21 protein-coding genes are annotated in these 25592 nt (G+C 67.3%); 8 read left to right on the top strand and 13 right to left on the bottom strand.

Going from position 1 to position 25592, the window contains the following annotated elements; all coding sequences use genetic code 11:
• Positions 1 to 27 precede the first annotated feature (27 nt).
• A complete protein-coding gene (locus AC0LPE_RS22445) occupies positions 28 to 2427 on the top strand; it encodes an ATP-binding cassette domain-containing protein (RefSeq protein WP_490605270.1) in 2400 nt (799 codons plus the stop codon).
• Here AC0LPE_RS22445 and AC0LPE_RS22440 read toward each other — a convergent pair.
• From AC0LPE_RS22440 to AC0LPE_RS22400, 9 genes are all read right to left on the bottom strand, one after another.
• A complete protein-coding gene (locus AC0LPE_RS22440) occupies positions 2417 to 3658 on the bottom strand; it encodes a benzoate/H(+) symporter BenE family transporter (RefSeq protein WP_160877280.1) in 1242 nt (413 codons plus the stop codon). The two genes, AC0LPE_RS22445 and AC0LPE_RS22440, sit on opposite strands and share 11 nt — an antisense overlap.
• A 12-nt stretch (positions 3659 to 3670) precedes the next feature.
• A complete protein-coding gene (locus AC0LPE_RS22435; protein ID WP_490605269.1) occupies positions 3671 to 6400 on the bottom strand; it encodes a helix-turn-helix transcriptional regulator in 2730 nt (909 codons plus the stop codon).
• Positions 6397 to 7740, bottom strand: a complete 1344-nt coding sequence (locus tag AC0LPE_RS22430) for an MFS transporter (RefSeq protein ID WP_490605268.1) — start codon at positions 7738 to 7740, stop codon at positions 6397 to 6399. The genes AC0LPE_RS22435 and AC0LPE_RS22430 overlap by 4 nt, the downstream gene beginning before the upstream one ends.
• A 100-nt stretch (positions 7741 to 7840) precedes the next feature.
• Positions 7841 to 8638 carry a benzoate diol dehydrogenase BenD gene (gene benD, locus AC0LPE_RS22425; protein WP_490605267.1) on the bottom strand — a complete coding sequence of 266 codons (798 nt, stop codon included), beginning with the start codon at positions 8636 to 8638 and terminating at the stop codon, positions 7841 to 7843.
• The gene (benC, locus tag AC0LPE_RS22420) at positions 8635 to 10254 is read right to left on the bottom strand and encodes a benzoate 1,2-dioxygenase electron transfer component BenC (protein ID WP_088898055.1); all 1620 of its coding nucleotides are present in this window, start codon (positions 10252 to 10254) and stop codon (positions 8635 to 8637) included. Before benC ends, benD begins: the two co-directional genes overlap by 4 nt.
• Before the next feature lie 32 nt (positions 10255 to 10286).
• Complete coding sequence (gene benB, locus AC0LPE_RS22415; protein WP_088898054.1) at positions 10287 to 10790, bottom strand: benzoate 1,2-dioxygenase small subunit; 504 nt, start codon at positions 10788 to 10790, stop codon at positions 10287 to 10289.
• Between the two features lie 14 nt (positions 10791 to 10804).
• Complete coding sequence (benA, locus tag AC0LPE_RS22410; RefSeq protein WP_006553156.1) at positions 10805 to 12178, bottom strand: benzoate 1,2-dioxygenase large subunit; 1374 nt, start codon at positions 12176 to 12178, stop codon at positions 10805 to 10807.
• A 316-nt stretch (positions 12179 to 12494) separates the two neighbouring features.
• Positions 12495 to 13487, bottom strand: coding sequence for a 2Fe-2S iron-sulfur cluster-binding protein (locus tag AC0LPE_RS22405; protein WP_490605266.1), 993 nt, complete (start codon positions 13485 to 13487; stop codon positions 12495 to 12497).
• A 2-nt stretch (positions 13488 to 13489) separates the two neighbouring features.
• The gene (locus AC0LPE_RS22400) at positions 13490 to 14701 is read right to left on the bottom strand and encodes a cytochrome P450 (protein WP_490605265.1); all 1212 of its coding nucleotides are present in this window, start codon (positions 14699 to 14701) and stop codon (positions 13490 to 13492) included.
• A 165-nt stretch (positions 14702 to 14866) separates the two neighbouring features.
• On the opposite strand from AC0LPE_RS22400, the gene AC0LPE_RS22395 reads away from it, so the two are divergent.
• Complete coding sequence (locus AC0LPE_RS22395; protein WP_490605264.1) at positions 14867 to 15790, top strand: AraC family transcriptional regulator; 924 nt, start codon at positions 14867 to 14869, stop codon at positions 15788 to 15790.
• A 108-nt stretch (positions 15791 to 15898) separates the two neighbouring features.
• On the opposite strand, the gene AC0LPE_RS22390 is transcribed toward AC0LPE_RS22395, so the two are convergent.
• The 3 genes from AC0LPE_RS22390 to AC0LPE_RS22380 all read right to left on the bottom strand — a co-directional run bounded on the left by AC0LPE_RS22390 (position 15899) and on the right by AC0LPE_RS22380 (position 18750).
• On the bottom strand, positions 15899 to 16393 hold the full coding sequence (locus tag AC0LPE_RS22390; RefSeq protein ID WP_490605263.1) for a hypothetical protein: 495 nt from the start codon (positions 16391 to 16393) through the stop codon (positions 15899 to 15901).
• A gap of 90 nt (positions 16394 to 16483) precedes the next feature.
• Complete coding sequence (locus tag AC0LPE_RS22385) at positions 16484 to 18097, bottom strand: 4-hydroxyphenylacetate 3-hydroxylase family protein (RefSeq protein ID WP_059382681.1); 1614 nt, start codon at positions 18095 to 18097, stop codon at positions 16484 to 16486.
• Positions 18098 to 18183: 86 nt separating this feature from the next.
• Positions 18184 to 18750, bottom strand: a complete 567-nt coding sequence (locus AC0LPE_RS22380) for a flavin reductase family protein (RefSeq protein WP_016691163.1) — start codon at positions 18748 to 18750, stop codon at positions 18184 to 18186.
• Positions 18751 to 19004: 254 nt separating this feature from the next.
• On the opposite strand from AC0LPE_RS22380, the gene AC0LPE_RS22375 reads away from it, so the two are divergent.
• The gene (locus AC0LPE_RS22375; protein WP_490606391.1) at positions 19005 to 19925 is read left to right on the top strand and encodes an AraC family transcriptional regulator; all 921 of its coding nucleotides are present in this window, start codon (positions 19005 to 19007) and stop codon (positions 19923 to 19925) included.
• 10 nt (positions 19926 to 19935) lie between these two features.
• Here AC0LPE_RS22375 and AC0LPE_RS22370 read toward each other — a convergent pair whose 3' ends face one another.
• Entirely contained in the window at positions 19936 to 20733 is a 798-nt protein-coding gene (locus AC0LPE_RS22370; RefSeq protein WP_088898049.1) for an IclR family transcriptional regulator domain-containing protein, read from the bottom strand.
• A gap of 192 nt (positions 20734 to 20925) precedes the next feature.
• Here AC0LPE_RS22370 and catA point away from each other — a divergent pair, with 192 nt between their 5' ends.
• From catA to AC0LPE_RS22345, 5 genes are all read left to right on the top strand, one after another.
• On the top strand, positions 20926 to 21777 hold the full coding sequence (gene catA / locus AC0LPE_RS22365; protein ID WP_088898048.1) for a catechol 1,2-dioxygenase: 852 nt from the start codon (positions 20926 to 20928) through the stop codon (positions 21775 to 21777).
• A 150-nt stretch (positions 21778 to 21927) separates the two neighbouring features.
• Positions 21928 to 23055 (top strand): muconate/chloromuconate family cycloisomerase, encoded by a 1128-nt coding sequence (locus tag AC0LPE_RS22360; RefSeq protein WP_160874683.1) that lies wholly within the window; start codon positions 21928 to 21930, stop codon positions 23053 to 23055.
• A 37-nt stretch (positions 23056 to 23092) separates the two neighbouring features.
• Entirely contained in the window at positions 23093 to 23374 is a 282-nt protein-coding gene (gene catC / locus AC0LPE_RS22355) for a muconolactone Delta-isomerase (protein WP_490605262.1), read from the top strand.
• Positions 23375 to 23408: 34 nt separating this feature from the next.
• Positions 23409 to 24545 carry an alkaline phosphatase family protein gene (locus tag AC0LPE_RS22350; RefSeq protein WP_490605261.1) on the top strand — a complete coding sequence of 379 codons (1137 nt, stop codon included), beginning with the start codon at positions 23409 to 23411 and terminating at the stop codon, positions 24543 to 24545.
• Positions 24546 to 24620: 75 nt separating this feature from the next.
• Entirely contained in the window at positions 24621 to 25589 is a 969-nt protein-coding gene (locus AC0LPE_RS22345; protein ID WP_230824777.1) for an alpha/beta hydrolase, read from the top strand.
• Positions 25590 to 25592 lie beyond the last annotated feature (3 nt).

Below are 25592 nucleotides of genomic sequence, written 5' to 3'. Positions count from 1 at the left end.
TCCATACGACCACTGGAGTCTTCGAACATGACCTCGACGAAGGACACACCGGCACACGCAGCGCACGTCGCCGACACCCACGACGCGATCCGGGTCCACGGAGCGCGCGTGAACAATCTCCGCGACATCAGCGTGGAGATCCCGAAGCGGCGGTTGACGGTGTTCACCGGTGTGTCCGGCTCGGGCAAGAGTTCTCTGGTGTTCAGCACGATCGCCGCCGAGTCGCAGCGTCTGATCAACGAGACGTACAGCGCGTTCGTGCAGGGATTCATGCCGACCCTGGCCCGCCCGGACGTCGACGTGCTCGACGGCATCACCGCGGCGATCATCGTCGGCCAGGAACGGATGGGATCGAACCCGCGCTCGACGGTGGGCACGGCCACCGATGCCAACGCGATGCTCCGCATCCTGTTCAGCCGGATTGCGGAGCCGCACATCGGTCCGCCCAACGCCTACTCGTTCAACGTGCCGTCGGTGCGGGCCAGCGGTGCGGTGACGGTGGAGAGGGGCGCGGGGAAGACCCAGGCCGAGAAGGTGACCTTCAACCGGCTCGGTGGCATGTGCCCGCGATGCGAGGGCAAGGGCAACGTCTCCGATTTCGACCTGACCGTGCTCTACGACGACAGTCTCTCCCTGAACGAAGGCGCCCTGAAGATCCCCGGCTACAGCATGGACGGCTGGTACGGCCGGATCTACCGGGGGTGTGGCTTCTTCGATCCCGACAAGCCGATCGCGAAGTTCACCAAGCGGCAACTCCACGACCTGCTCTACAAGGAACCCACCAAGGTCAAGGTCGAGGGCGTCAACGTCACCTTCGAGGGTCTGATCCCGAAGATCCAGAAGTCGTTCCTGTCCAAGGATCTCGACGCGATGCAACCGCACATCCGCGCGTTCGTCGAGAAGGCCGTCGTCTTCTCCACGTGCCCGGACTGTGAGGGGACGCGTCTCGCCCCCGAAGCGCGGTCGTCGAAGATCGACGGCAGGAGCATCGCGGACGTGTGCGCGATGCAGATCAGCGATCTCGCCGAATGGGTTCGCGGACTGGATCTTCCGCAGGTCGCTCCGCTGCTGAAGAACCTTCGTCATCTGCTCGACTCCTTCGCGGACATCGGGCTGGGATATCTGTCGCTGGATCGCCCCACCGGCACCCTGTCCGGCGGAGAATCGCAGCGCATCAAGATGATCCGCCATCTCGGATCGTCGCTGACCGATATCACCTACGTCTTCGACGAACCGACGATCGGCATGCACCCGCACGACATCGCGCGGATGAACAACCTGCTGCTGCAGCTGCGCGACAAGGGCAACACCGTGCTCGTCGTCGAACACAAGCCCGAGGCCATCGCGATCGCCGACCACATCGTCGATCTCGGCCCGCGCGCCGGCACCGAGGGCGGGCAGGTGGTCTTCGAGGGCACCGTCGACGAACTGCGTCGTGCCGACACCCTCACCGGTCGCCACCTCGACGACCGGGCGTCGTTGAAACCGACGGTGCGCACCCCGAACGGCGCCCTGGAGGTCCGCGGCGCCGACACGCACAACCTGCAGAACGTCGACGTCGACATCCCGCTCGGCGTGCTCGTCGTGGTGACCGGCGTGGCCGGGTCGGGCAAGAGTTCGCTGATCCACGGTTCGGTGGCCGACCGCGACGGCGCGGTCACGATCGACCAGAGCCCCATCAAGGGTTCGCGTCGCAGCAACCCGGCGACCTACACGGGTCTGCTCGAACCCATCCGCAAGGCGTTCGCGAAGGCCAACGGTGTCAAGCCGGCCCTGTTCAGTTCCAACTCCGAGGGCGCCTGCCCGACCTGCAACGGTGCCGGTGTCGTCTACACCGACCTCGGGGTGATGGCCACCGTCGAATCGGTCTGCGAGGACTGCGAGGGCAAGCGCTTCCAGGCCGCGGTGCTCGAGTACACCCTGGCGGGGAAGAACATCGCCGAGGTGCTCGGCATGTCCGTCGCCCAGGCTCAGGAGTACTTCGCCGACGGTGAGGCGCGCACCCCGGCGGCGTCGAAGATCCTGCAGCGACTGTCCGACGTCGGCCTCGGGTATCTGCGGCTCGGCCAGCCCCTGACCACGCTCTCGGGTGGTGAGCGGCAGCGTCTCAAGCTCGCCACCGCGATGGCCGAGAAGGGGGAGACCTACATCCTCGACGAACCCACCACGGGCCTGCACCTCGCCGACGTCGAACAGCTGCTCGGTCTGCTCGACCGGCTCGTCGAGTCCGGTAAGTCGGTGATCGTCATCGAACACCACCAGGCCGTGATGGCGCACGCCGACTGGATCATCGACCTCGGCCCCGGCGCCGGCCACGACGGCGGACGCATCGTCTTCGAGGGCACCCCCACCGAGCTGGTGGAGCAGCGGTCGACGCTCACCGGCGAACACCTCGCCGAGTACGTCGGGGTCGGGGTCAGCGGCTGAAGTCCGGACGCTCCATCAGCCACGACACGGCCACACCCGCGACGAGCCCCCAGAACGCCGCGCCGATGTTCCAGACGGTGATGTTCGAGGCGGTGACCACGAACGCGACGAGCGCACCCATCGTGTGTTTGCTCGCGAACCCGGCCACGAAGGCGCCCTGCAACGCCTTGAGCATCGCCAGGCCGCCGAGCGTCGCGACGAACGAGGCGGGCGCGGCGATCATCCACCGGACGAACAGCGGCGCGAACAGTCCGAAGACGATCGCCAGCGTCCCGCACGTGATCGCCGCGGTGTACTGACGGGCACGTTCCCCCGACGACACGAGCAGTGCGTTGGTCGGCCCGGTCAGGCAGGTCGACACGGCGCCGACGCACGCGGCGGGGAAGGACCACAGCCCACACGCGATCGCCGAGATGTTGACGGGCGGGTTGTGACCCGCCGAGCGCAGCACCGCGATGCCCTGCCCGTTCTGCACGACCAGCACGGTGATCGCGAGCGGCACGACGAGTTCGAGGATCGCCGCCCACGTGAACTGCGGTGCGGTGAACACCGGTGCGGCGAAGACCGCGCTGTCGGTGCCGGACGGTGAGAACCGGCCCGACAGCGCGACCGCGCCCACCCCGGCGAGCAGGGCACCCAGGATGGGCGGCATCCACTTACCGAGGACCGCAACGGAACTGAGCAGGAGGAAGACGATCACCATCGGGGCGGCGATCGCGACGTCGGAACCGAGCGCCGAAACCAGATCGATGCCGAACTTCAGGAACACCCCCGCGACCATCGCCATGACGATGGGCATGGGCAGCGCCTCCATCACCCGGCGCACCAGCCCCGAGGCACCCAGTACCGTCACCAGCGCCGCGGTCACGAAGAACGCGCCCACCACTTCCGCCCAGCTCAGATGGGTGAGCGACCCGCCGACCAGCACGGTGCCGGGGATGGTCCAGAAGAACCCGAGCGGTTGCCGGTAGGCGACGCTCATCACGATGGTGAGCAGCCCGTTGAGGACGAACACCCCGAAGATCCACGACGCCAACTGCGGTGCGCTCAGCCCGCCCGCGGCGCCGGCGGCGAGGATCACCGCGACCGGTCCGGTGCACGAGAAGATGAGCCCGATCAGACCGTTCGCGGCGTATCGCGGGCCGAGATCCCGGAGTATCCCGCGCAGCCCGACGACGGGACGCACGGGGCGTTCGAACAGATCGGTCTCGGCGGTGGGGCGATCGTCCACGGCGGTCAATGGTCAACCTCGATCCTGTTGTCGGAACTTCGCGGCAAGCTCGCTGCGCGAGCGGATGCCGAACTTCGAGTACACGCGGGTCAGGTGGTACTGCACGGTCTTGACGGACAGGAACAGCTCACCGGCGACCTCCTTGTTCGTGCGGCCCGACGCCACGAGAGTGGCAACGGCACGTTCCTGCGGGGTGAGTGTCGTGAAATCCGAACGCGGCGCGTCGGTCTCGCTGTCGCCGGTACGAAGACCACCGGCCTTGAGTTCCCGGTCGCAGCGCTCGACGTACGAGACGGCACCGAGCGACGAGTACAGCTCGCGGGCGGTGCGGATCACCGCGTCGGCGTCGCGGCGACGCCCCGCCCGGCGCATCGTCTGGCCGTACGCGAAGTTGATGCGCGCGCGGTCGTAGGACAATGGCAACGTGTCGATCTCGTCGAGTGCGCGTTCGAAAGCGTCGCGGGCGGCATCGATGTCGCCGCGGGCACCGAGGATCCGCCCGCGCACATAACCGAGACGGGCCTTGGCGGAACGGTGACCGCGTTCGGCGGCGAGTTCCTCGTGCGGCCGCAGGAATTCGTCCGCCTCGTCGACGCGTCCGGTGATCACGAGGGCGTTGCCGTAGAGATCCGGCCACGGCCAGTGGCCGGGTTCGTCGACCGCGCCCCGATCGCGCATGGTGACGATCGGTTGCAGATAGCGCAACACGCTCGTGTAGTCGGAGACCACCTCGGCGCACTGCGCCAGGCACAGGCAGGCCGGTACGAGCATGAGCGGGTAGTCGTTGTTCCCGGCGCGGGCACGGTGGGCGTGTTCCCGTGCCGCGGTCCAGTTTCCGCGCAATGCCTGGACCTGGGCGCCGGTCCAGTGGACGAGCGGTCGGAGCAGGTCGAGTTGCGTCGCGTCGAGCTGCGCCGCCGCGCGATCGGCGGTGCGCAGCGCGTCGGACCACGCACCGAGCGCGAATTGTGTTCGCGCGAGCCACGCCTGCGCCCACAGCGAGATACGCAGCGATCCGCCGCGGAAGGTGGTGGGCTCGGCTGTCTCGAGTTCGGTCTGTGCGAGATCGGGGCGGTCGAGCACCAGCGCCAGCCATCCCTCCGCCATGCGGATGCGCTGGCTCTGCGCCCCGAGCCGGATGACATCGGACAGAGCCGAATACGACTCGACCGCCTCGTCGACGCGACCGGTCATCGCCAGTCCGAGTCCGCGGATGGCCCGGGACTCGACGACGGGCGGAGCCGTCTCGGGAAGGGTGTCCGCCGCGCGATCGGCCCACAGGACGAGATCGTCGCCGCGCAGCCGTGCCAGCGAGTGCAGCACCATGCGCTGCGAGATCGTCGCGGCGAGTTCGGGTTCGGACTCCGGATCGTCGAGCATCGCCCACGCCTCGGTGAGCAGGTGGTGCGCTTCTGCGGCCCGCCCCCGCTGGATCGCGAGATAGCCGAGCACCGCGTTGCGCATCGGTCCGCTCGGCACGCTCTCGATCTCGGGCACGAACGTCTGGGCCTGGGGGAGGTCCGCCGCGCCGGTCAACGCGTCGACACCGCGGATCATCCTGCGGGTCCGCAGTTCCCGGTCCAGGGTGATGCGGCTCGCGGTGATGAGTGCTTCGGCGGCCTGGGACCACGCGCCGTCGGCGGCGCACCGCCGGGCGTAGGCGTCGAGGTCGGCGGCGAGTTCCTCGTTTCCGGTCGGTGTTGCGGACACCAGGTGGAACAGCCGGGCACCCTCGTCGTCGACGAGCGAGGCGGCCCGCGCGTGCAGGCTGTGCCAGCGCGCGGGACCGATCTCGTCGGCCACGGCGGCGCGGGTCATGGGATCGGGGAACGACAACGACACCACACCCCGTTGCTCACGCATCGTGAGCAGACCGAGCCGGTGGGCCTCGTCGAGCGGCCCGGTCGTGTCGCCGACCTCGGCGAGTTCGGCGACGAGCGCGAGGGATTCGGTGGCTCCCCGTGTCGCGGCGGTGTCCAGGACGGCGACCGATTCGACGAGGGCGCGCGTGTCCGGTGAGCACCGGTCGAGGATGCGGCCCACCTTCCCCGCATGTTGTCTCGGTGCCGGGAAGCGTGCCTGCCAGCGGTGCCATTCGTCGCGGGGGATCTCGTCGAGGAGCTGCAGGATCGAGCGGGTGTTCCCGAGTGTGTGTTCCTGCAGGCGACGCGCCGTCCACGCGGACAGGTCGACGCCGATGCGATGCAACGCGAGCTGCGCGACGTCGGGCGGCGCCAGCGCGCCGACGTGGAGGGTGTCCACGCGGTGGCTGTTCGAGAGGAGGTCTGCGGTCGCCGGGGCGACGTCGTCGGGAAGCACGTCGGGCACGATCCAGATCATGAGCAGGGGACGTCCGTGCGCTCGCCTCAGCGACGACGACAGCGACTGCAACGACTCGACATCCGCGTAGTGCGCGTCGTCGACGACGATCACCGTCGCGTCGTCGATCCGGTCGAGGAGCGTGCGTGCCGCCTCCACCGGGTCGCCCGCCGTGACGGTGTCACCGAGCAGCTGTTCGAGCACGGACCAGGGATGGTCGGCCTCCCAGCGGGCTCCGGTGGCGTCGTGCACGGCGAGGTTGTCGTGGCGAGCGACGAAATACGAGACGAGGGAGGATTTTCCGACGCCGGACGCCCCCTCGACGAGGACCAGCGAGGGGACACCCGCGCGGGCTTCGTCGAGGAGGCGTTCGAGTTGCATCAACTCGGAGTTCCGGCCGATCAGCACAGCGTTGTCCGTCACACATCCACGGTAGTCGGCACGGGGCGATCGGCACCGCGGACCGGCGGGACGGACTGGACCGGGCGGGGCACGAACCACGTGACCAGACCACCGGCGAGCGCGATACCCGCGAAGATGTAGAAGTTCACGTTGTTCGCGAAGCCCGCCCCGATGAGCAGACCGCCGATGACCGGGCCGACGATGCCGCCCAGGCGACCGAAGCCGGCGCACCACGCCACGCCTGCGGCGCGTGCGGGAGTGTCGTAGTAGTTGGACACGAACCCGTAGATGAGCACCTGGGTGCCGATCGTTCCGACACCGGCGATCGCGACGGCGGTGAGCAGTACCGGCAGCGGGAAGCCGAGTGTCAGCAGCACCAGGGCCACGGCCGCGAGGAAGAAGGTGGTGACGATGACGGACTGCGGTCCGCGGCCGTCGGCGACCTTCGAGGCGAGCAGGCCGCCGATGATGGCGCCGCCGTTGAGGACGAGCAGGAAGGCGAGCGAGCCGTTGGCGTTGTAGCCGGCGTCGGCCATGATCTTCGGCAGCCACGTGTTGAGGCCGTAGGTGAGCAGCAGACCGGCGAAGCTCATCATGCCGAGCAGTCCCGTACCGAGGGCGTACTTCCGCGTCGCGAGCGCCGCGAAACCGATCTTCTCGGTGGAGGCGACAGGTGCCGCGGACGGCAGCGGGAAACCGAACTTCGCGCACACCTGCTGCGCCTCCTCGGAGCGTCCCCGCGACTGCAGCCAGGCCGGCGACTCGGGAAGCTTCATCAGTGCCAGCGGGAGCAGGACGATCAGCGGCAACGCGCCGACGAGGAACAGCCCGCGCCAGCCGATGGCGTCGCGCAGCAGGATCGCGAGCAGCGAGGCCATCACACCACCGGCGGGGACACCGCTGTAGACGATGGCGTTGAACAGGTTGCGCTTGCCGGGCGGAGCGAACTCGGCGACGACGGCTCCGGCGGTGGCGACGAGACCGCCGACGCCGATGCCGGTGAAGAAGCGGAGCGCACCGAACATCGTGATGCTCGTGGAGAAGGCCGCCGCACCCATGCCGACGGAGAACCAGACGATGTTGATCAACATCATCTTCCGGCGGCCGACGCGGTCGCCGAACGCTCCGGTCAGCAGTGCGCCGACCATGACGCCGATGAGGGCGTAGGAGCCGAGGGCGCCACCCTGCTGGGCGGAGATCTCCCCGAGCTGGGTCGGGTCGGCCATCAGGGTCGGGAGGACGGTGCCGTACACGACGAGGTCGTAGCCGTCGAAGATGATCGCGAGGGTGGCGAGCGCGACGATCCAGACGACGCTGCGCCGATGTTGTGGACTGGCCCAGGTCTGCGTGGCGTGGGTCATGCGTTGCTCCGGTCTGTGAGTGGAGTCACAAGCGAATTCGGGGAGAAAAGTGGCCTCACCGGAGGGACGGGCGCCTCCGGTGAGGCCGAGCGAGGGGCGGTCAGCCCAGATCGCCGCCGGCGACGGGAAGAACCGAGCCGGTGATGTAGGAGGCCTCCTCGGAGGCCAGGAAACAGATCGCGGCGGCCTGCTCGTCGAGCGTGCCGTACCGCTTGAGCAGCGAGGAGTCGACGGTCTGGTCCACGATCTGCTGGTACCAGGCCTTCTCCTGCTCGGACTGCGGCGACGGACCGCGCGCGATTCGCCGCTCCGGAGCGACGGTGCCGCCCGGTGCGGTCGCCACCACGCGGATCCCGTAGGGGGCGAGTTCGAGGGCCAGCGACACGGTGATCGCGTTGACCCCACCCTTCGCCGCCGAATACGGCACGCGGTTGACGCCGCGGGTCGCGACCGACGAGACGTTCACGATCGTGCCGGCGCGGCGCTCGATGAGATGGGGAGCGGCGGCGCGGCACGTCCACAACGTGGGGAACAGCGACCGCCGGATCTCCTTCTCGATCTCCTCCGGTGCGTAGTGCTCGTACGGCTTGGCCCAGATCGTGCCGCCGACGACGTTGATCAGCACATCGATGCGACCGGTGGTGCGCACGGCGTGGGAGATCGCCTCCTCCGCGCCCTCGAAGGTCTCGAGATCCGCCGTCACCGAATGCGCCTTGCCGCCGGCCTCGCGCAGCTGCTCGGCCACCTCGTGGACGAGATCCGCGCGGTCGACGAGCACGACCTCACCGCCCTCGGCGGCGATGCGCGTCGCCACCGTGAGGCCGATGCCCTGCGCGGCGCCGGTGATCGTCAGGCACCGGCCGTCGAACCGGCCCGGGAAGATCTTCGTCTCGGTCATGAAGAGGCACCTGCCGGGGCGTTGGTGGCGATGGCACGGCGCATCGTCTCCTTGGCGTGCTGGGAGTGGACGACGATCAGGTCGCGCGCGGCGGCCTTGTCGCCCTTCTCGAACGCCTCGACCAGCTGCAGGTGCTCGTCGACGATGTGCTCCTCGATCCACTGCGCGTCGCGCAGGACCTGCTTCATCAACCGGGTGACCTCGAGCTTGTTGTACGCCTCGAGCAACACCGGGTTGGTGCAGCAACGGAAGAGGAACTCGTGGAAGGCCGCGTTGGTGTCGGTGAACGCCGCGGCGTCGGTGAAGTGGTCGCCTTCGACCGACGCGCCCGACGCCTCGGCGAGGATACGGAACTCGACGAGCTGCTCCGGCGTAAGCCGGCCGATCGTGAGTTCGACGACGCCGAGTTCGAGGGCCATGCGGGCATCGAACTGCTCGTCCGATTCGGCGACGGGCGGATGCTCCTCGCCGATCTCGTAGTTGCCGGGCTCGGGGTTCTCGAGCACCACCGGACGACCGGTCTCGGCGGCAGCCTTCTCCGCCGCGGCCTTCTCGGCGTCGGTGGCAGCAGGTGCGGTTGCCCCACCCGGGGTGGCCGAGGTGTTGAACTTCTCGAAGTAGAAGTTCGTCGGCTCGATGCCGTTCTCGGACAGGTGGTTACGCACTGCCTCCACCATGGGCGGCGGGCCACACAGGTAGATGTCCACATCGCCGTCGTTGAGATGCGACGGCTCGAACAGACCCGTCACGTAGCCCTTGTTCGGAGCGGACGACGCCTCGTCGGCGACGCAGTAGTCGAACGTGAAGTTCGGCAACCGCTTCGTGTACTCCTCGAGCGCGTCGAGCTCGACGAGATCGTGGTCGAAGGTGACACCGTAGATCAGGTGCACCGGCTGGTCCGAGCCGTCGGCCTCGATCTTCGACAGGATCGACAGCAGCGGCGCCAGGCCGGTACCGCCGGCGAGCAGCAGCGACGGGCGCTTGCGCTCGCGCAGGAAGAAGCTGCCGAACGGGCCGGTGAACTCCAGGGTGTCGCCGACCTGCGCGCGGTCGCGCAGGTACTCGGACATCAGACCGCCCTCGGTGATCTTCACGAGGAACGCGAGCGAATTCTCGTGCGGGCCGGTGCTGAACGAGTACGAGCGGGTCGCGGCCTTACCGGTGCCGTCGTCGCTGCCGGGCACACCGATGTTGACGTACTGACCGGGCAGGAACACCAGATCGTCACGGTTGTCGATCTCGACGGTGAACCCGACCACGCTCTCGGAGTAGCGGCGCAGATCCGTGATGGTCGCGCTGTACGAGGCGGCCGCGGTCTTCGCGACATCGGAGGTGCTCGCGATCTGCACCACCAGATCGGATTCCGGCATCATCTGGCACGGCAGGCAGTAACCCTGCTCGGCCTCTTCGTCGGTGAGGGCGTCCTCGATGTAGTCGCCGCCGTCGTAGCTGCCCGATTCGCAGAAGGCCTTGCAGGTTCCGCACGCGCCGTCACGGCAGTCGAGCGGAATGTTGATGCGTGCCTTGTACGAGGCGTCGGCGACGGTCTCGTTCGGGTTGACCTTGATGAAGCGGGTGACCCCGTCCTCGAAGCTCAATGCCACCTGGTAAGCCATGGCACGTGCCTCCTTTCGTGATCGGGGTGGAACTAGACGACGTAGACGTCGACGATGTGGTGGATGTAGTCGTTCTTCAGGACGATCTTCTTCTTCTTGATCACCGGCTGTGCGCCCGAGACGTCGAGGGTGAGGAAGGTGGTTCCGAAGTAGGTGTCGGTGGTGTTGTAGCGGAAGTACAACGAGAACCAGTTGTGCCGCAGATCGATCTCGGTGCCGCGACGCTCGAGGATCTCGACGTTGGTGATGTTGTGTCCCGTGCGGGGTTCGGGCAGCGAGGTCGCCGACGAACGGTCGGTGCGGATGCGGAACACCCGGTCCTCGAGGCCACCGCGGTTCGGGTAGTAGATCAGCGAGATCTCGGTCTGCGGGTTCTCGGTGAGAGTGCCGTCGTCGTCCCAGGCCGGCATCCAGTACTCGGCGTCGGGGTGGTAGCACTCGAGCCACTGCTCGAACTCGCGGTCGTCGAGCAGTCGGGCCTCGCGGTAGAGGAACTGTTCGATGTCGGTCTGCGTGAATTCGTGTACGGCAGTCATGATTCCGGTTCCTCTCAGAGCGCGGACGGGTCGGCGGCGGAGCTCTCGGCGGCGATGGCCTCGCGCATCGCTTCGAGCCAGTAGCCGTGCTGGATCGGGTACAGGCCTTCGTCCTCGGTCTTCACACCGCTCGACAGCACCTTCGTCATGCCCAGATCCTGAGCGACCTCGTCGGGTCCGTTGAGAATGTGGGTTGCGCCGCGGCTCATGTCGTTCCAGGGCGCGGCCGATGCGAGGTAGGTCTTCTGGCAGGAGCGGAACTCCTCGAGATCGTCCGGGGTGGCCATGCCGGTCGCGTTGAAGAAGTCCTCGTACTGGCGGATCCGGTTGGCGCGGGACTCGGCGCTCTCACCCTTCGGCGCGATGCAGTAGATCGTCACCTCGGTCTTGTCCACGGAGATCGGGCGGAAGTGCCGGATCTGCGAGGAGAACTGGTCCATGATGTACACGTTCGGGTACAGGCACAGGTTGCGCGACGCACCGACCATGAACTCGGCCTTCTTCTCGCCGAACTCCTTCGCCAGCTCGTCCTTGCGCGGGTACAGCGGGCGGTCCTCGGGGTTGCCCCACCACATCCACAGCAGCAGATGGCCGTGGTCGAACGAGTAGTAGCCGCCGCCCTGCTTGCCCCAGGTGCCGGCGTCCATCGCCTTGGTCTCGTTGCTGGACTCACCGGCGGTGCGACGCGCGGTGGTCGCCGCGTAGTTCCAGTGGGTGGCCGAGACGTGGTAGCCGTCGGCGCCGTTCTCCGCCTGCAGCTTCCAGTTGCCGTCGTAGGTGTAGGTGGACGAACCGCGCAGCACCTCGAGGCCCTCGGGTGACTGGTCGACCAGCATGTCGATCATCTTCGTGGTGTCGCCGAGGTGATCCTCGAGCGACTTGACGTCGGGGTTCAGGCTGCCGAACAGGAAACCGCGGTAGCTCTCGAAACGAGCGACCTTCCGCAGATCGTGGCTGCCGTCGGTGTTGAACTGCTCGGGGTAGCCGGCGTCGCGGGGATCCTTGACCTTCAGCAGCTTTCCGTTGTTGCGGAACGTCCAGCCGTGGAAGGGGCACGTGAAGGTGGTGCGGTTGTCGGTCTTGCGACGGCACAGCATCGCACCGCGGTGGCTGCACGCATTGATCAGGCAGTGCAGCTCGCCTTCCTTGTCGCGGCTGATGACGACGGGCTGGCGGCCGATGTACGTGGTGAAGTAGTCACCGACGTTCGGGACCTGGCTCTCGTGGGCGAGGTACACCCAGTTGCCCTCGAAGATGTGCTTCATCTCGAGTTCGAAGATCTCCTCGTCGGTGAAGACGTCGCGGCGGATCTGGTACCGCCCGGTGCTCGGGTCTTCGACGAGTGCGCCGTCGAGGCGAGTGCGCACGTGCTCCACGATGTCGGTCATGGGATCCTCCAGGTATCGGGCTTCGTTCCCGGGACGGACGGGGCTGTGTCCGACGCGGCCGAGCCTGTACTGAAGATTCGTGGTGACCGGGTTTCCGGTCCGGCTCGACGCGATGTGTCCGGCGATATCTCCACGATGACAGCCTGTGGCTACGGTCACACCAGGCAAATGCCTAGGGATACCTAGGACCCCTGGGTGGAGGGTCGAAAGGCCCTCGGGGGCGGGAGGCGGAAAGACCCTTCGACACGGCCGTACCGCTCGAGCGCATCGCGGTGCCGGAGCAGCGCGGGCGACGAGCGGTACGGGGAGACGGCACTCAGCCGGCCGGGGTGAACCGTTCGCGTCGGATGCGTCGCGGCGACATGCGGCGACGCTTGAACGCCTTCACCGATGCCTCCACGAATGCGTCCGATCCACAGATGTAGCCGGTGAACTCCTTCGCGGACGCCACGTCCTCGAGGAATGCGTCGGTGACGTAGCCTTCGCGATCTCCGCCGCTCTCCCTGCTCACGCAGGTGACGTAGCGGAAGCCGGGATGGCGGGTCTCCAGTTCGCGGAGGAAGTCGGCGTCGTACAGGTCCGCGCAGGTACGGACCCCGTGGTAGAGGAGGATCTGCCGGTCGGGGGCGAGGGAGAGCGCCTGCCGGACGATGGCCTCGAGCGGGGCGAGGCCCGTCCCACCGCCGAGGAGGACGATCGGGCCGGTGCCCTCCGGATCGAAGGTGAAGTCGCCGTACGGGCCGGTGACGGCGACTCGTTCACCCACGTCGATGCGCTCGAAGACCCATTCGCTCGCGATTCCACCGGGTTGCCGGCGGATGTGCAGTTCGAGCTGCTTGGCCTCGGAGGGCGGATTCGCGAGCGAGTACTGCCGGCGGATCTCGGTCCCGGGAACCGTCACCTCCACGTACTGCCCTGCCGAGAACTCGAGTGGTTCGTCGGCGGTGAGCAACACCTTGCGCGTGTCGGCGGCGATGTCGCGCACCTCGGTGACGGTGGCGACGACGTCGCGCAGCACATGCGTGCCGGCGGATTCCTCCGTTGCGGGGGTCTCGAAGACGACGTCGCCGCGCGGTGTGGCCTGGCACGCGAGGACGAATCCGTCCGCGAGTTCGTCGGGGGTGAGTGTCTCCTCCGGCGAGTTCCGATGATCGAGTTCGCCGTCGAGGACCTTGATCTTGCAGGTACCGCAGGTGCCCTGGTTGCAGGAGTTGGGCATCCAGTTGCCGTTGCGCAGGAACGCTTCCAGCACCGTCCGGCCGGGTTCGCAGGGAACGACGCCGGTGTCCGCGGTCAGTGTGTACGACATGGTCAGATCTCCCACCGGGCGTGCAGGGTCTTCGGGCCGCGAAAACCCCAGCCCCAGAACTCGACGTCCTCGGAGGTGTCCCGCTCGAGATTGGGGATGGTCTCGAGCAGTTCTTCGAGACCGATGCGGCTCACGTTGTTCGCGAAGTAGATTCCCGCGCAGGCATGCTTGCCGGCACCGAAGGCGAGGTGGGGGAGCGGCGGGCGGGTCAGGTCGTAGCGGCTGGGGGCGTCGAACACGTCGATGTCGTGGTTCGCCGACCCGTAGGACAGCATCACCACCGAACCCTCGCTGAACTCGATTCCCGACACGACGGTGTCGCGCTTGGCGATACGTGCGGTGCCGGACCAGATCGGGGAGGTCCAGCGCATCCCCTCGGCGATCGCGCGGGGGATGAGCCCCGGTTCGTCCACCACGGCCTCGAACTGCTCGGGGCGGGTGAACAGGCCGGCCAGGGTGGAACTCATCGCGTGTCCCGGTTCCTGCATGGCACCGAGGAGGAAGACGTACAGCGTCGGGTAGATGTAGTCGCGGTCCCGCGTCTGCCCTTCGGGCATCCCGTCGTGCAGCCAGTGCGAGATGGCGCTGTCGTCGGGATGCTCGATCCAGTGGTCGATCAGCGGATCGACGACGGAACGGACCTCCTCCTTGGCGCGGTCGCCCTCGTCGAAACGTTCCTGGCTCAGGAAGTTTCCGTCCTCGTCCATCGCTGCGTTGGTGAACGAATCCGACAGTTTGTGGAACCATTCGCGCAGTTTGTCCGAACCGACGTCCTTCAGTCCGAGCAGATCTCCGAGTGACCGCACACTCACCGGCTCGCAGAACTGGGCGACGAGATCGGCCCTGCCGTCGGCTTCGAACGCCTCGACGTAGCGTCGTGCGATCGGGCGGACGAGATCCTCGATCCAGCGGTCCACCTCGCCGGGCTGGAGGGCGGGTTCGACCATCGACCGCAGGTCGCGGTGGATGTCGCCGTTGACGCCGATGATCGCGGGATGACCGAAGGTGCGGCCACCGGCGGGGGTGATGATGCCGTCGAAGTCGTCACCGGCCGCGACCGCACGGCACGCCTCGGTCGTGGATGCCACGTAGGCGCCGAGGACGGGCACGAAGGCGATCGGGGCTTCGGCGCGCAAACGCTCGTAGACCGGGTACGGATTGCGCTCGAGTTCTTCCATGGTGATCTCGTCGAGCCACGAAAGGGTGCTGGTCATCGGTGTACCTCCGGGTCGGGAGTCGTCCGGCGACGGCCGGACCGTTGTTGACGTGGCCAGGACCATATGAGGCCGTCGACCGGCCGGTCGATGCACATTGCGCGGTCCCTGGACGAATCACGCGACTATGTGATCCAGGTCTCGGCAGCGGTTAGTCTCGAAGACGTGAGTGTGCCCGAGATCGAAGACTGGGACGAGGCCTCGCGCGTCGTGGCGGACGTGTACTTCCCGCACCGGCTGACGGACCTCGGAAGGGTGGATCGCCCTGAGCTCGAACTGGTCTCGGCCGATCTCGGAGGCGTCACGATCGGCCGGATGAGCTGGGGAGCGGACGTCGCGATCGAATGCGATTATCCCGGTGCCTACGAGGTGAACATCCCGCTGAGCGGACGGCTCGAATCGCAGGGACGCTCGGGCACCGTCGTCTCCGAACCCGGCTCGGCGACGGTCTTCCGCGCGGACACCCCGTCGCTCATCACCCGGTGGGACGCCGAATGTTCGGTCCTCGGAATCAAGTTCGATCGAGATCATCTCGAACGCGAAGCGGACCGCATCCTCGGTGGTCCGTTGCGGTCGCGACTCGACCTTCCCGACCGGCTCGATCTGCGGGGGTCGGCGCAGGAATGGCACCGTCTCGTGGCATCGCTGAGCGAGCAGCTCGCCGGCCCGACCCGGGTGCTCACGAATCCTCTCGTGTCGGCCCAGCTCGGCGGTGCGGTCACCACGGCCTTCGTCCTGGCGGTCGCGCCGGCCGACGACGTGTCACCGGCACCCCGCCCGGGCATGGTCCGGCGGGTGTTGAACGCTCTGCAGGAGGATCCGGGTCGTGTCTGGACGGCAGCCGACATGGCGGAGATCGCCGGGACCAGTGTGCGCAGGTTGCAGGAGGCATTCTCCGAGTACGTGGGCAGCAGTCCGTCGGCGTGCCTGCGCGACATCCGGCTCGATCGCGCCCACGCGGATCTTGCTGCCGGAGGAATCACCGTGGCAGACGTAGCCTTTCGGTGGGGTTTCGGCAATCCGGGACGTTTCGCCGCCGCCTTCCGGAAACGGTACGGCGTCACGCCCACGGAAGTCCTGAAGGGCTGAACGCATGCGGACACGGACGCACGCGAGCGGGTGACGACTCGTGGTCGTCACCCGCTCGTGCGTCCTCCCCGGACGGCCCAGCCGAGCCCGAGGGATCGGCCGAATTGATCAGCCGAACCAGAGGATCGGTGTGGGCCGATCGAACGAGAGCTCGGGGAAGTCGTCGTCCGCGACCGGCGTCCGCAGCCGCCGCTCGACGTAGTCCAGACCGTTGCTGCGCATGTACTCGATGCAGGACACCGTGTACCCGACGGGGTCCGTGCGCGTACCGACGATGGGGCGGAACAGATTCGGGAACCCGTGCACCGTCAGGGCGTCACGGTCGAGCGTGGTGCCCTCTCGGCCGTGCAGTGCGAGGCCACCGTGCCCGTCGACGACGAACTTCGCCCGGCCGACGACGGTACCGCCGATGAGGATCTCCCACCGATGGTCGATGTCGTCGTAGCGGACGACGCTCGCGGTGCCGATCTCGTGGACCGCCAACCGCAGTTCGTCGCGCAACCGGGCGGCTATCCGCTGGGAGGCGAAGGAGCGTCCGAGGACCACTGCGTCGAATTCCGGTGCAGGGGGATGGGACACGGAGGTCGATGCGGTCGTGGTCATCTCGGACGCTCCTTCGCGGTGGGTGGATGTTGGGGGCCGCGCGCGGGCGGGCAGGGGAACGGAGATCATCCGCCCGCGCGCGGGAGTCGGTTACTTGTAGAACGCGCTGACGTCGGAGTTGCCGATCATGTCGGGCACGGTCCAGCCGTCGAGGTCGTACTCGCTCATGAACTGCTCCGCGAAGCCCTTCATGGAGGCGACGTCACCGCGACCCTCGGCCGCGAAGAGGAGCTCGGCCTTGACGTTCTCGTGGTTGCCGGCGTAGTTCCGCTCGTAGAGTTCGTGGCGCCCACCGAACTCGGAGCCGATCGAATCCCACAGTGCCTTCATGACCTTCACGCGATCGACGGCCTGGATGCCGTCCGAGCCGCGGACGTACTTGTCGAGGTACGGGCGCACGTCGGGGTTCTTGAAGTCGGCGGCGGACGAGGGCAGGTAGATCAGGCCCGAGGCGACGTCCTGTTCGATGATCTCCTTGATGCGCGGGTAGCCCTGCATCGCGAACATGCGGTAGGTGAGGCCGTATTCGAGCTTGGGGATGACGGTGCCGTCGATCCACTGCTCGGGGTTGTTGACCATGGCGTCGGAGAGCGACCAGAACAGGTTGCGCCATCCGATGACCTCACCGACGCGGGTCTGCACGCCGCGGAATCCGCCGGCGCCGGTGGCGTCGAGGGCCTTCATGAGCAGACCGGCGATGAAGTCGAGCTTGACCGCGAGTCGCGTGCAGCCCTGCAGCGTGAAGCGCTGGAGGAAGCCGGAACCACCGAGGAAGTTGTTGATCTTGTCGACGTCCCCGTACATGAAGACGTTCTCCCAGGGCACCAGGACCTTGTCGAAGATGAAGATCGCGTCGTTCTCGTCCAGTCGCGAGGACAGCGGGTAGTCGAACGGGGAGCCGGCGACGTTGGCGTTCTGCGAGTAGGAGGCGCGCGAGATGAGCTTGATGCCGGGTGCGTCCATCGGCACCGTGCAGATCAGCGCGAATTCCTTCTTCTTGATCGGCAGACCGTAGTGGGCGATGAAGTTGTAGTTGGTGATCGCCGAACCGGTGGCGACGACCTTGGCGCCGGAGACGATGAGGCCGGCGTCGGTCTCCTTCTCGACCTTCATGAACACGTCGCCGACCTGGTCCGGCGGCAGCGAGCGGTCGACCGGCGGGTTGATGATCGCGTGGTTCCAGTACAGGACCTTCTCCTGCGACTCGCGGTACCAGCGCTTCGCGTTGTCCTGGAAGGGGGAGTAGAACTCGTCGTTCGCACCGAGGGTGCCGAGGAAGGAGGCCTTGTAGTCGGGGCTGCGACCCATCCAGCCGTAGGTCATGCGGGCCCAGGCGGCGATGGCGTCGCGGTCGGCGCGCAGGTCGTCGGCGGACTTCGGGGTGCGGAAGAACGGCATGGTCACGCCGCCGTTTCCGGTGTCGGTGGGGGTGGTGAGGGTGTTGACGTGCTCACCGGTGTGGAGGGCGTCGTAGAGGCGCGCCGTCATCCGGATGGAGTTGCGGAAGGCCGGATGGTTGGTGAAGTCCTTGACTCGCTCACCGTGCAGGTAGATCTCGCGTCCGTCGTCGATGGAGGCGATGTACTCGTCGCCGGTCATCGGGCGGGAGGCGAAGTTCTTCTGCTGGTTGGCCGGGTGGTCTGCGGCGACGTTGACCTTGGAGCGGTCGACGGTTTCCGTGGGCCGGGGCTCGGTGGTGGTCATGGAGTTTCTCCTTGTCCGGTGGGGATGAAGAGGGTTCGGGCTGTGTCTCGGGCGCGGGGCTGTGTCTCGGCCCGCGGCGCTGGGGCTCAGACTCGGGCCGGGGCGAGTTCGAACGGCACGAAGCGGGTCTGGGAGTCGAACCACCCGCTGTGCGGGTCGTCCAGCGAGCCGTTCCACGCGGTGGACGTGCTCGGGGCGCCGAGATCGTGGAAAGTGCTGCGGTAGAACAGGAGCGGGTCTACCGTTTCGTCGAAGGTGGCGTCGACGATCTCGCCGATGTAGATGACGTGGTCGCCGCCGTCGTATTCGCGCCAGGGCGTGCACGACAGTGTCGCGGCGGTGCCGGCGAGGATCGGGGCGGTGGGGCCCTGCTCCCAGACCGGTTCGGGCGACTGGGGGCGTCCCGCGAAGTGCAGTGCGGTGTCGACCTGGTCGGCGGCGAGAATGTTGACCGCGAACGGCGCGTCGGACAGGAACCGGCAGGCCTTGGAGGTGCGGGTCAGGGTGACCTGGCACAGGCGGGGCTCGAGGGAGACGGCGGTGAAGGCGGTGACGGTCGCGCCGTGGGGCTCTCCGTCGCTGTTCGCGCAGGTGATGACGGTGACGCCGCTGGCGAACTGTCCGAAGATGTTGCGGAGTGTGCGCTGATCCATGTCTGCGTCCTCCTGTCCGGTGCGGGTTGTGGTGGACTTCGATTCGATGTGACACAGACCATATGGACGCCGAGAAACTTGTGCGATCCAGTGAGCGCGGTCACTATCCACCTAGCGCGGTGGGCGGGCCGAAGGGCCCTGTTCGCCTGGGGATGTGTTCCGCATCACACTGGATCGCACGCGCTCGAACCACACGGATGCGCAGGTCGGAGCACCGACGACGAGCTGGAAACGAAGGTGAGGGGCCGATGGCAATGGAGCCGACTCCGGGGCCGGTCGATTGGGAAGAGGTGGAAGAGGTTGTCTCGAATGCCTATTTCGAGCACGAACTGACGCCGCTCGACGACGTCGCGCCCTCGCTCCGGCTCCGCACGCTGCCGCTCGGGCCGATCCGTCTCGCGCGCATCGGCTGGGGAGCGGCGGTGTCGATCCGCAGCGAGCATCCCGGGGCGTACGCGGTGAACATTCCGATCGCGGGGCGGATCGCCGCCGGCAACGGGTTGGTGTCGGAGGTCGGGCACGCCGCCGTCTTCCGTCCCGACACCGCAGCACCGGAGCAGAAGTGGACGAACGACTGCGAGATCGTCGGGATCAAGCTCGAACGCGACTATCTGCAGCGCGAGATGTCGCGCATCCTCGCCCGTCCCGATCTGCAGCTTCCCAATCGGGTGGATCTGACGACGCAGGCGGGTCAGAGCTGGATGACGCTGTTGCGCTCGGTCGTGGAACAGCTCAAAGCGGACGAATCGCTCTGGCGGAATCCCCTTGTCGCGGAGCAGTTGTCGGGCGCTCTGACCACTTCGTTCATCCTCGCGGTCATGCCGGAGGACGCGGATCCGACCGGCGGTGCGCGTCCGCGCATCATCAAGCGTGTCCTCGGCCGGCTGCACGAGGATCCCGCCTCGGCGTGGACCACCGCGGAGATGGCCGAGGTGGCCGGTGTCAGTGTGCGGCGCCTGCAGGAGGGCTTCCGCGAATATCTCGGGGTGTGCCCGCGTGACTATCTGCTCGACCTGCGTCTCGAGCGCATCCACGAGGAGCTCGCGGTGGGCGATGCGGCGGAGCTGTCGGTCACCGATGTGGCCCTGAAGTGGGGTATCACCCATACCGGCCGGTTCGCGGCGGCCTACAAGCGCAAGTACGGGGTGGCGCCCTCGGTCACGCTGCGCAAGTGACCGGGAGCCGTCAGTTGTGGCGGTAGCCGAGCTCGCTGCTGAGCCTTTCGGCGCAGTTCACGACCCTCTTCGCCGCGAGATCGCGGAACGAGTCGAGGGTGTGCCGGCCGGTCGACGTCGAGCACGCGAGCACTCCCACGGCATAGCCGGAGGGGTCGAAGACGGGAGCGGCGATCGTGATGAGCCCTTCTTCGAGCTCGGCGGAGGTGATCGCGTAGCCGCGGTTGCGCACGTGGGCCAGTTCGGCGCGCAGGTCGTCGGGGTTGTCGATCGTCGCGCTCGTGAATCGTACGAACTCGGTCTCGTCGAGGACGCGATCGACGAGTTCGCGCGGTGACCAGGCCAGCAGTGCCCGGCCCATCGACGTCGCGTAGGCGGGGACACGGGTGCCGACGGAGACGTTGATGCTCATGATCCGGCGGACCGGGACACGCGCGGCGTAGACGACCTCGGTGCCGTCGAGCACCCCGAGGGATGCGGATTCGTTGGCGTGCTCGGCGATCTCGACGAGTTTCGGCAACGCCGAGTCCACGAGGGTGTGGGATTCGGTGTAGTGCCGCCCGATGCTGAGCACGCGCGGAGTGAGCGACCACCGCGTACCGTGCGACGTGACGTAGCCGAGTTTCTGCAGGGTGAGCAGGATCCGGCGGACCGCGGGTCGCGACAGATCGGTCTTGGCGGCGAGTTCGGCCAGGCTGGGGTTCGGGTCCTTGTCGTCGAAGGCGTGCAATACCGCGAAACCACGTTCGATGCTCTGGATGAAGTCCCGATCGTTACTAGGACCATTACCTAGGTCGATGCTCGGCATCCCGCCTCCTACCTGCGTACTTGTTGATACTGCCCGATCCGGTGTTGACAAGCTGTGTGACACCACGCACAGTATGTGATGTACGCACTGCGATACACAAGTACGCACAGCGTACTGACCGGTGATCACCGCAGCCCCCGTGTCGCACCGGCCCCACCCTTCCCGATAGTTCAGTCCCCCACGAGGAGAGCCATGACCACCATGGAGAACCCCACCGCCCACGGGTCCGGCAACGCTGCGACCGACAAGTTCAAGTCCGAGCGGGTCACGTCCGACACCTCGGTCGAGCGCGCGTCGGCGATCTACCAGGACGTGATCGGGGCTTTCGCCGACATCATCCAGAAGCACCAGGTCACCTACGACGAGTACCGCGTGCTCAAGCAGTGGCTGATCGACGTGGGTGAGTACGGCGAGTGGCCGCTGTGGCTGGACGTCTTCGTCGAGCACGAGATCGAGAAGGTGCACTACGACCGCAAGGGCTTCTCCGGCACCAAGGGCTCCATCGAAGGCCCCTACTACGTGCCGAACAGCCCGAAGCTCCCGGCCAAGTGCACGATGCCGATGCGCGAGAAGGACAAGGTCGCCCCGCCGCTGATCTTCAAGGGTCAGGTCACCGACCTCGAGGGCAACGGCCTGCCCGGCGGCACCGTCGAGCTGTGGCACGCCGACGAAGAGGGCTTCTACTCGCAGTTCGCCCCCGGCATCCCCGAGTGGAACCTGCGCGGCACCGTCGAGGTCGACGAGAACGGCAACTTCGAGATCACCACGCTCAAGCCGGCTCCCTACAAGATCCCGGCCGACGGACCGACCGGCTGGTTCATCAGCTCCTACGGCGGACACCCGTGGCGCCCGGCCCACCTGCACCTCATGGTGAAGGCTCCCGGCAAGCGCGCCATCACCACCCAGCTGTACTTCAAGGGCGGCGAGTGGGTCGAGGACGACGTCGCCACGGCCGTCAAGCCCGAGCTCATCCTGGATCCGCAGCCCAACGCCGACGGCATCGACGAAGTGACCTACAACTTCGTGCTCGACCCCGAAGCGTGATCCGCACCGCGGACGCCGTCCGACCGGCTCCCGAGTGAAGGTCGGATCTGTGTAACGAATGCCGGTGCCCAACTCGGGCACCGGCATTCGTGCTGAATGCAGCAGCAACGTATCCCCTGTCACACCCCGATCCGATTGTGAGCAATTCCGATGTCCGACCCCGATCTGAAGATCGCCTCCGTCACCACGACGATCATCGACGTGCCGCTGATCCGACCCCACAAGTTCGCCACCACCACGGCGGAAGCGCAGCCGATCCTGCTCGTCGCGGTGACCACCGAGGGCGGCGTCACCGGTTACGGTGAGGGCGTCGTGCCGGGCGGACCGTGGTGGGGCGGCGAATCGGTCGAGACGATGCAGCAGATCGTCGACCGCTACATCGGGCCCTACATCATCGGGCGCGGAGTCGACGAGATCAGCGGCGTCATGGTCGATATCGAGCGCATCGTCGCCAACGCGCGATTCGCGAAGGCCGCCGTCGACGTCGCGATGCACGACGCGTGGGGACGCGCGCTGGGTGTGCCGGTCGCGTCGCTGCTCGGCGGTGCCTTCCGGACCGGCGTCGACGTGCGGTGGGCGCTCGGTGCCGCGCCGCTCGAGGAGATCGTCGAGGAGGTCACCCACAAGCGTGAGCAGCGCCTGAACTACTCCTTCAAGCTCAAGATGGGTGCGCTCGACCCGGTGGTCGACACCGAACGCGTCGTCAAGATCGTCGAGGCGTTCGGCGGCGAGGTCGGATTCAGCATCGACGTCAACGCCCGCTGGGACCGCTTCACCGCGCTGCGCCACGTCCCGCAGCTCGTCGACGGCGGTGTCGAACTCATCGAACAACCTACTCCCGCAGATCAACTCGACGTGCTCGCCGAGATCAACCGGCGCGTCTCGGCGCCGGTGATGGCCGACGAGTCCGTGCAGACCCCGCACGACGCGTACGAGGTGGCCAAGCTCGGCGCCGCCGACGTCGTCGCGCTCAAGACCACCAAGTGCGGCGGACTGCAGCGCAGCAAGCAGGTCGTCGCTGTCGCGAAGGCGGCCGGTCTGCGGTGCCACGGCGCGACCTCCATCGAAGGTCCCATCGGGACCGCCGCGTCCATCCACTTCGCGTGCGCCGAACCGGGGATCGACTACGGCACCGAACTGTTCGGTCCGCAGTTGTTCGCCGTCGAACTGCTGCAGAAGCCGCTCGACTACTCCGAGGGTCAGGTGCACCTGCCCGAGGGGCCGGGACTCGGCGTCGAACTCGACATGGACGTCGTGAAGAAGTACGCGCGTTCCTGATCCGCGCTCTCGTCAGAACCGAAGAAGGAGAATCATCATGGCACTGTTCCACGTTCGGATGGACGTCGACATCCCCCGCGATCTCGACCCCGACGTGCGCGCCGAGACCATCGCGAAGGAGAAGGCCTACAGCCAGGATCTCCAGCGCCAGGGCAAGTGGCGGGAGATCTGGCGGATCGTCGGCCAGTACAGCAACATCTCGATCTTCGACGTCGAGTCGGCCGACGAACTGCACGAGATCCTGTGGAACCTGCCGCTGTTCCCCTACATGAACATCGAGGTCATGCCGCTGACGAGGCACGGCTCCGACATCAAGTGACCCTCGGCGCAGGCGAGTGGCTCATACTCGGGTTATGAGCCTGCCGCTGCGCGACGTCTACGCCGAGCCGACCCTCGCCGACCTGATGCCGTCGGTGCTCTCGTCCGCGGGGGTCGCCGGTGAGACCAACCGACTCGATCTCACCCCCGTCGATCACACCGTCGTCCTGCTCGTCGACGGAATGGGATGGGAACTGCTGCAGCGCAACACGAAAGCAGCACCGTATCTGACGCAGGCGCCGGGGAGCCCGATGCGTGCCGGCTTCCCGACGACCACCGCCGTCAGCCTCGCCTCCCTCGGGACGGGGCTGCCGTCCGGACTCCACGGCATCACCGGCTACCAGTCGTACGTCGACGAGATCGAGGCCCCGGTCAACTGGCTCCGCTGGACCCTCGCCGGAACCGCGATCGACCAGCGCGACGACCTCGTCCCCGAGACCGTGCAGCCCCACCCGACGGTGTTCGAACGCGGCCGCGAGGCGGGTCTGACCGTCACCACCGTCGTGCCGAAGGCCTTCGAGGGCAGCGGCCTGACCCGGGCCGTGCTGCGTGGCGGCAACTTCGTCGGCGTCTCCGCCTACGGCGATCTGCTCGCCCAGGTCGTCGCCGCGGTGAGCGCCGGCGACCGCAGCCTCGTCTACTGCTACATCGGCGAGGTCGACACCCTCGGGCACGTCTACGGGCCGGAGTCCGCGGCGTGGCTCGCGCAGCTCACGGTGGTCGATCGTTTCGTCGAGCAACTCGCCGACGCGCTGCCGGCCGGCACCCGCCTGCTCGTCACCGCCGATCACGGCATGGTCGATGCCTCGCGTGGCCGCCGCATCGACTTCGACCACACCCCGGGTCTCGGTGAGGATGTCACCGTCATCGCCGGGGAACCGCGGTGCCGCCACATCTACACCGACCACGTCGACCGGGTCCTCGAACGCTGGCGCAACGAGCTCGGCGACCACGCGTGGGTCGGCACCCGCGACGACGCGTTCGCGGCGTGCCTGTTCGGATCCGATCCCGATCCGGCGCTGACCAAGCGGATCGGCGACATCGTGGCCGTCGGCCGTGGCGAATCGACGGTGATCCGCAGCGACGGCGAGCAGGTCATGTCGAACCTTCCCGGGCAGCACGGGGCGTTGACCGACGAGGAACTGCTCGTGCCGCTGCTGCGGATCGGGTGACGCGTTCGAGGTCCGGGACCGCCGGGTGTCGGAACTCTCGATGCCCGAAACGTATCGGTCACATAGTGTGTGCACATGCGTACCGATGCGGTGACCTGGCACGACCGCAGCAGTAGGGTCGCGCTGATCCTCCTGTGGGTGGTCCGGATCCTCTTCAAGCCGATTCTGAGTCTCTGGCCGAGCAACGACTTCGGCATCGCCGTGCTCGGCCGGCTGTCGTGGGTGGTCGACAGGATCACGCCCACGCCGCGCGCCGTGCACGTCACGCAGACCGAACTCGGCGGAGTGCCCGGCGAGCGGATCATCTCCCCGAAGCCGGTCGACGACCCGCTCGACGACGCCACCATCCTCTACTTCCACGGCGGCGGCTTCATCTTCTGCGGCCCGTCCACCCACCGTCAGCTGTGCGTGCAGCTCGCGCTCGACTCCGGTGCACCGGTGTACTCGATGGACTACCGGCAGGTGCCCGCCGTGCCGATCGCAGGTTCGGTGCAGGACGCGATGAACGCGTACACCGCTCTGCTCGAGGTGGCCGACGACCCCACCCGCATCGTCGTCGGCGGCGACTCGGCCGGCGGTTATCTCGCGGCGAAGGTCGCCGAACTCGCCGCGCGTCGCGGCATCCAGCGACCGGCCGCGGTGATCGGCTACTCGCCGCTGCTCAACCTCGACCTCGACAAGCACGACCCGAAGTACATGGCGAGGGATGCCTACCTGCCCATCAAGGCACTCGGGAAGATCAGTCCGCGCTGGTTCGCCGGCGAAGAGGCGATCGAGGGCGAGACGAACCCGGTCGACGCCGACCCGTCGCTGTTCCCTCCGATGTTCATGTGCGCCGCCGAATACGAGCTGACCAGGCCGGACGTGGAGATCATGACCGAACGACTCGTGTCGGCGGGACGCACCGTGGAGACACATCTGTGGCGCGGGCAGATCCACGCGTGGCCGGTCCTGGCCCGCGCGATCCCCGAGGCCATGGAACTGATCGGGCTCAGCACCCGGTTCGCGCGACGAGCGATCGTCGCCGTGGACGACGCTGCCTGAGCG

The organism is Rhodococcus sp. S3, from assembly GCF_058211795.1.
The sequence above is the reverse complement of the archived record's forward strand: the minus strand, read 5'-3'. Positions and strand labels throughout refer to the sequence as shown.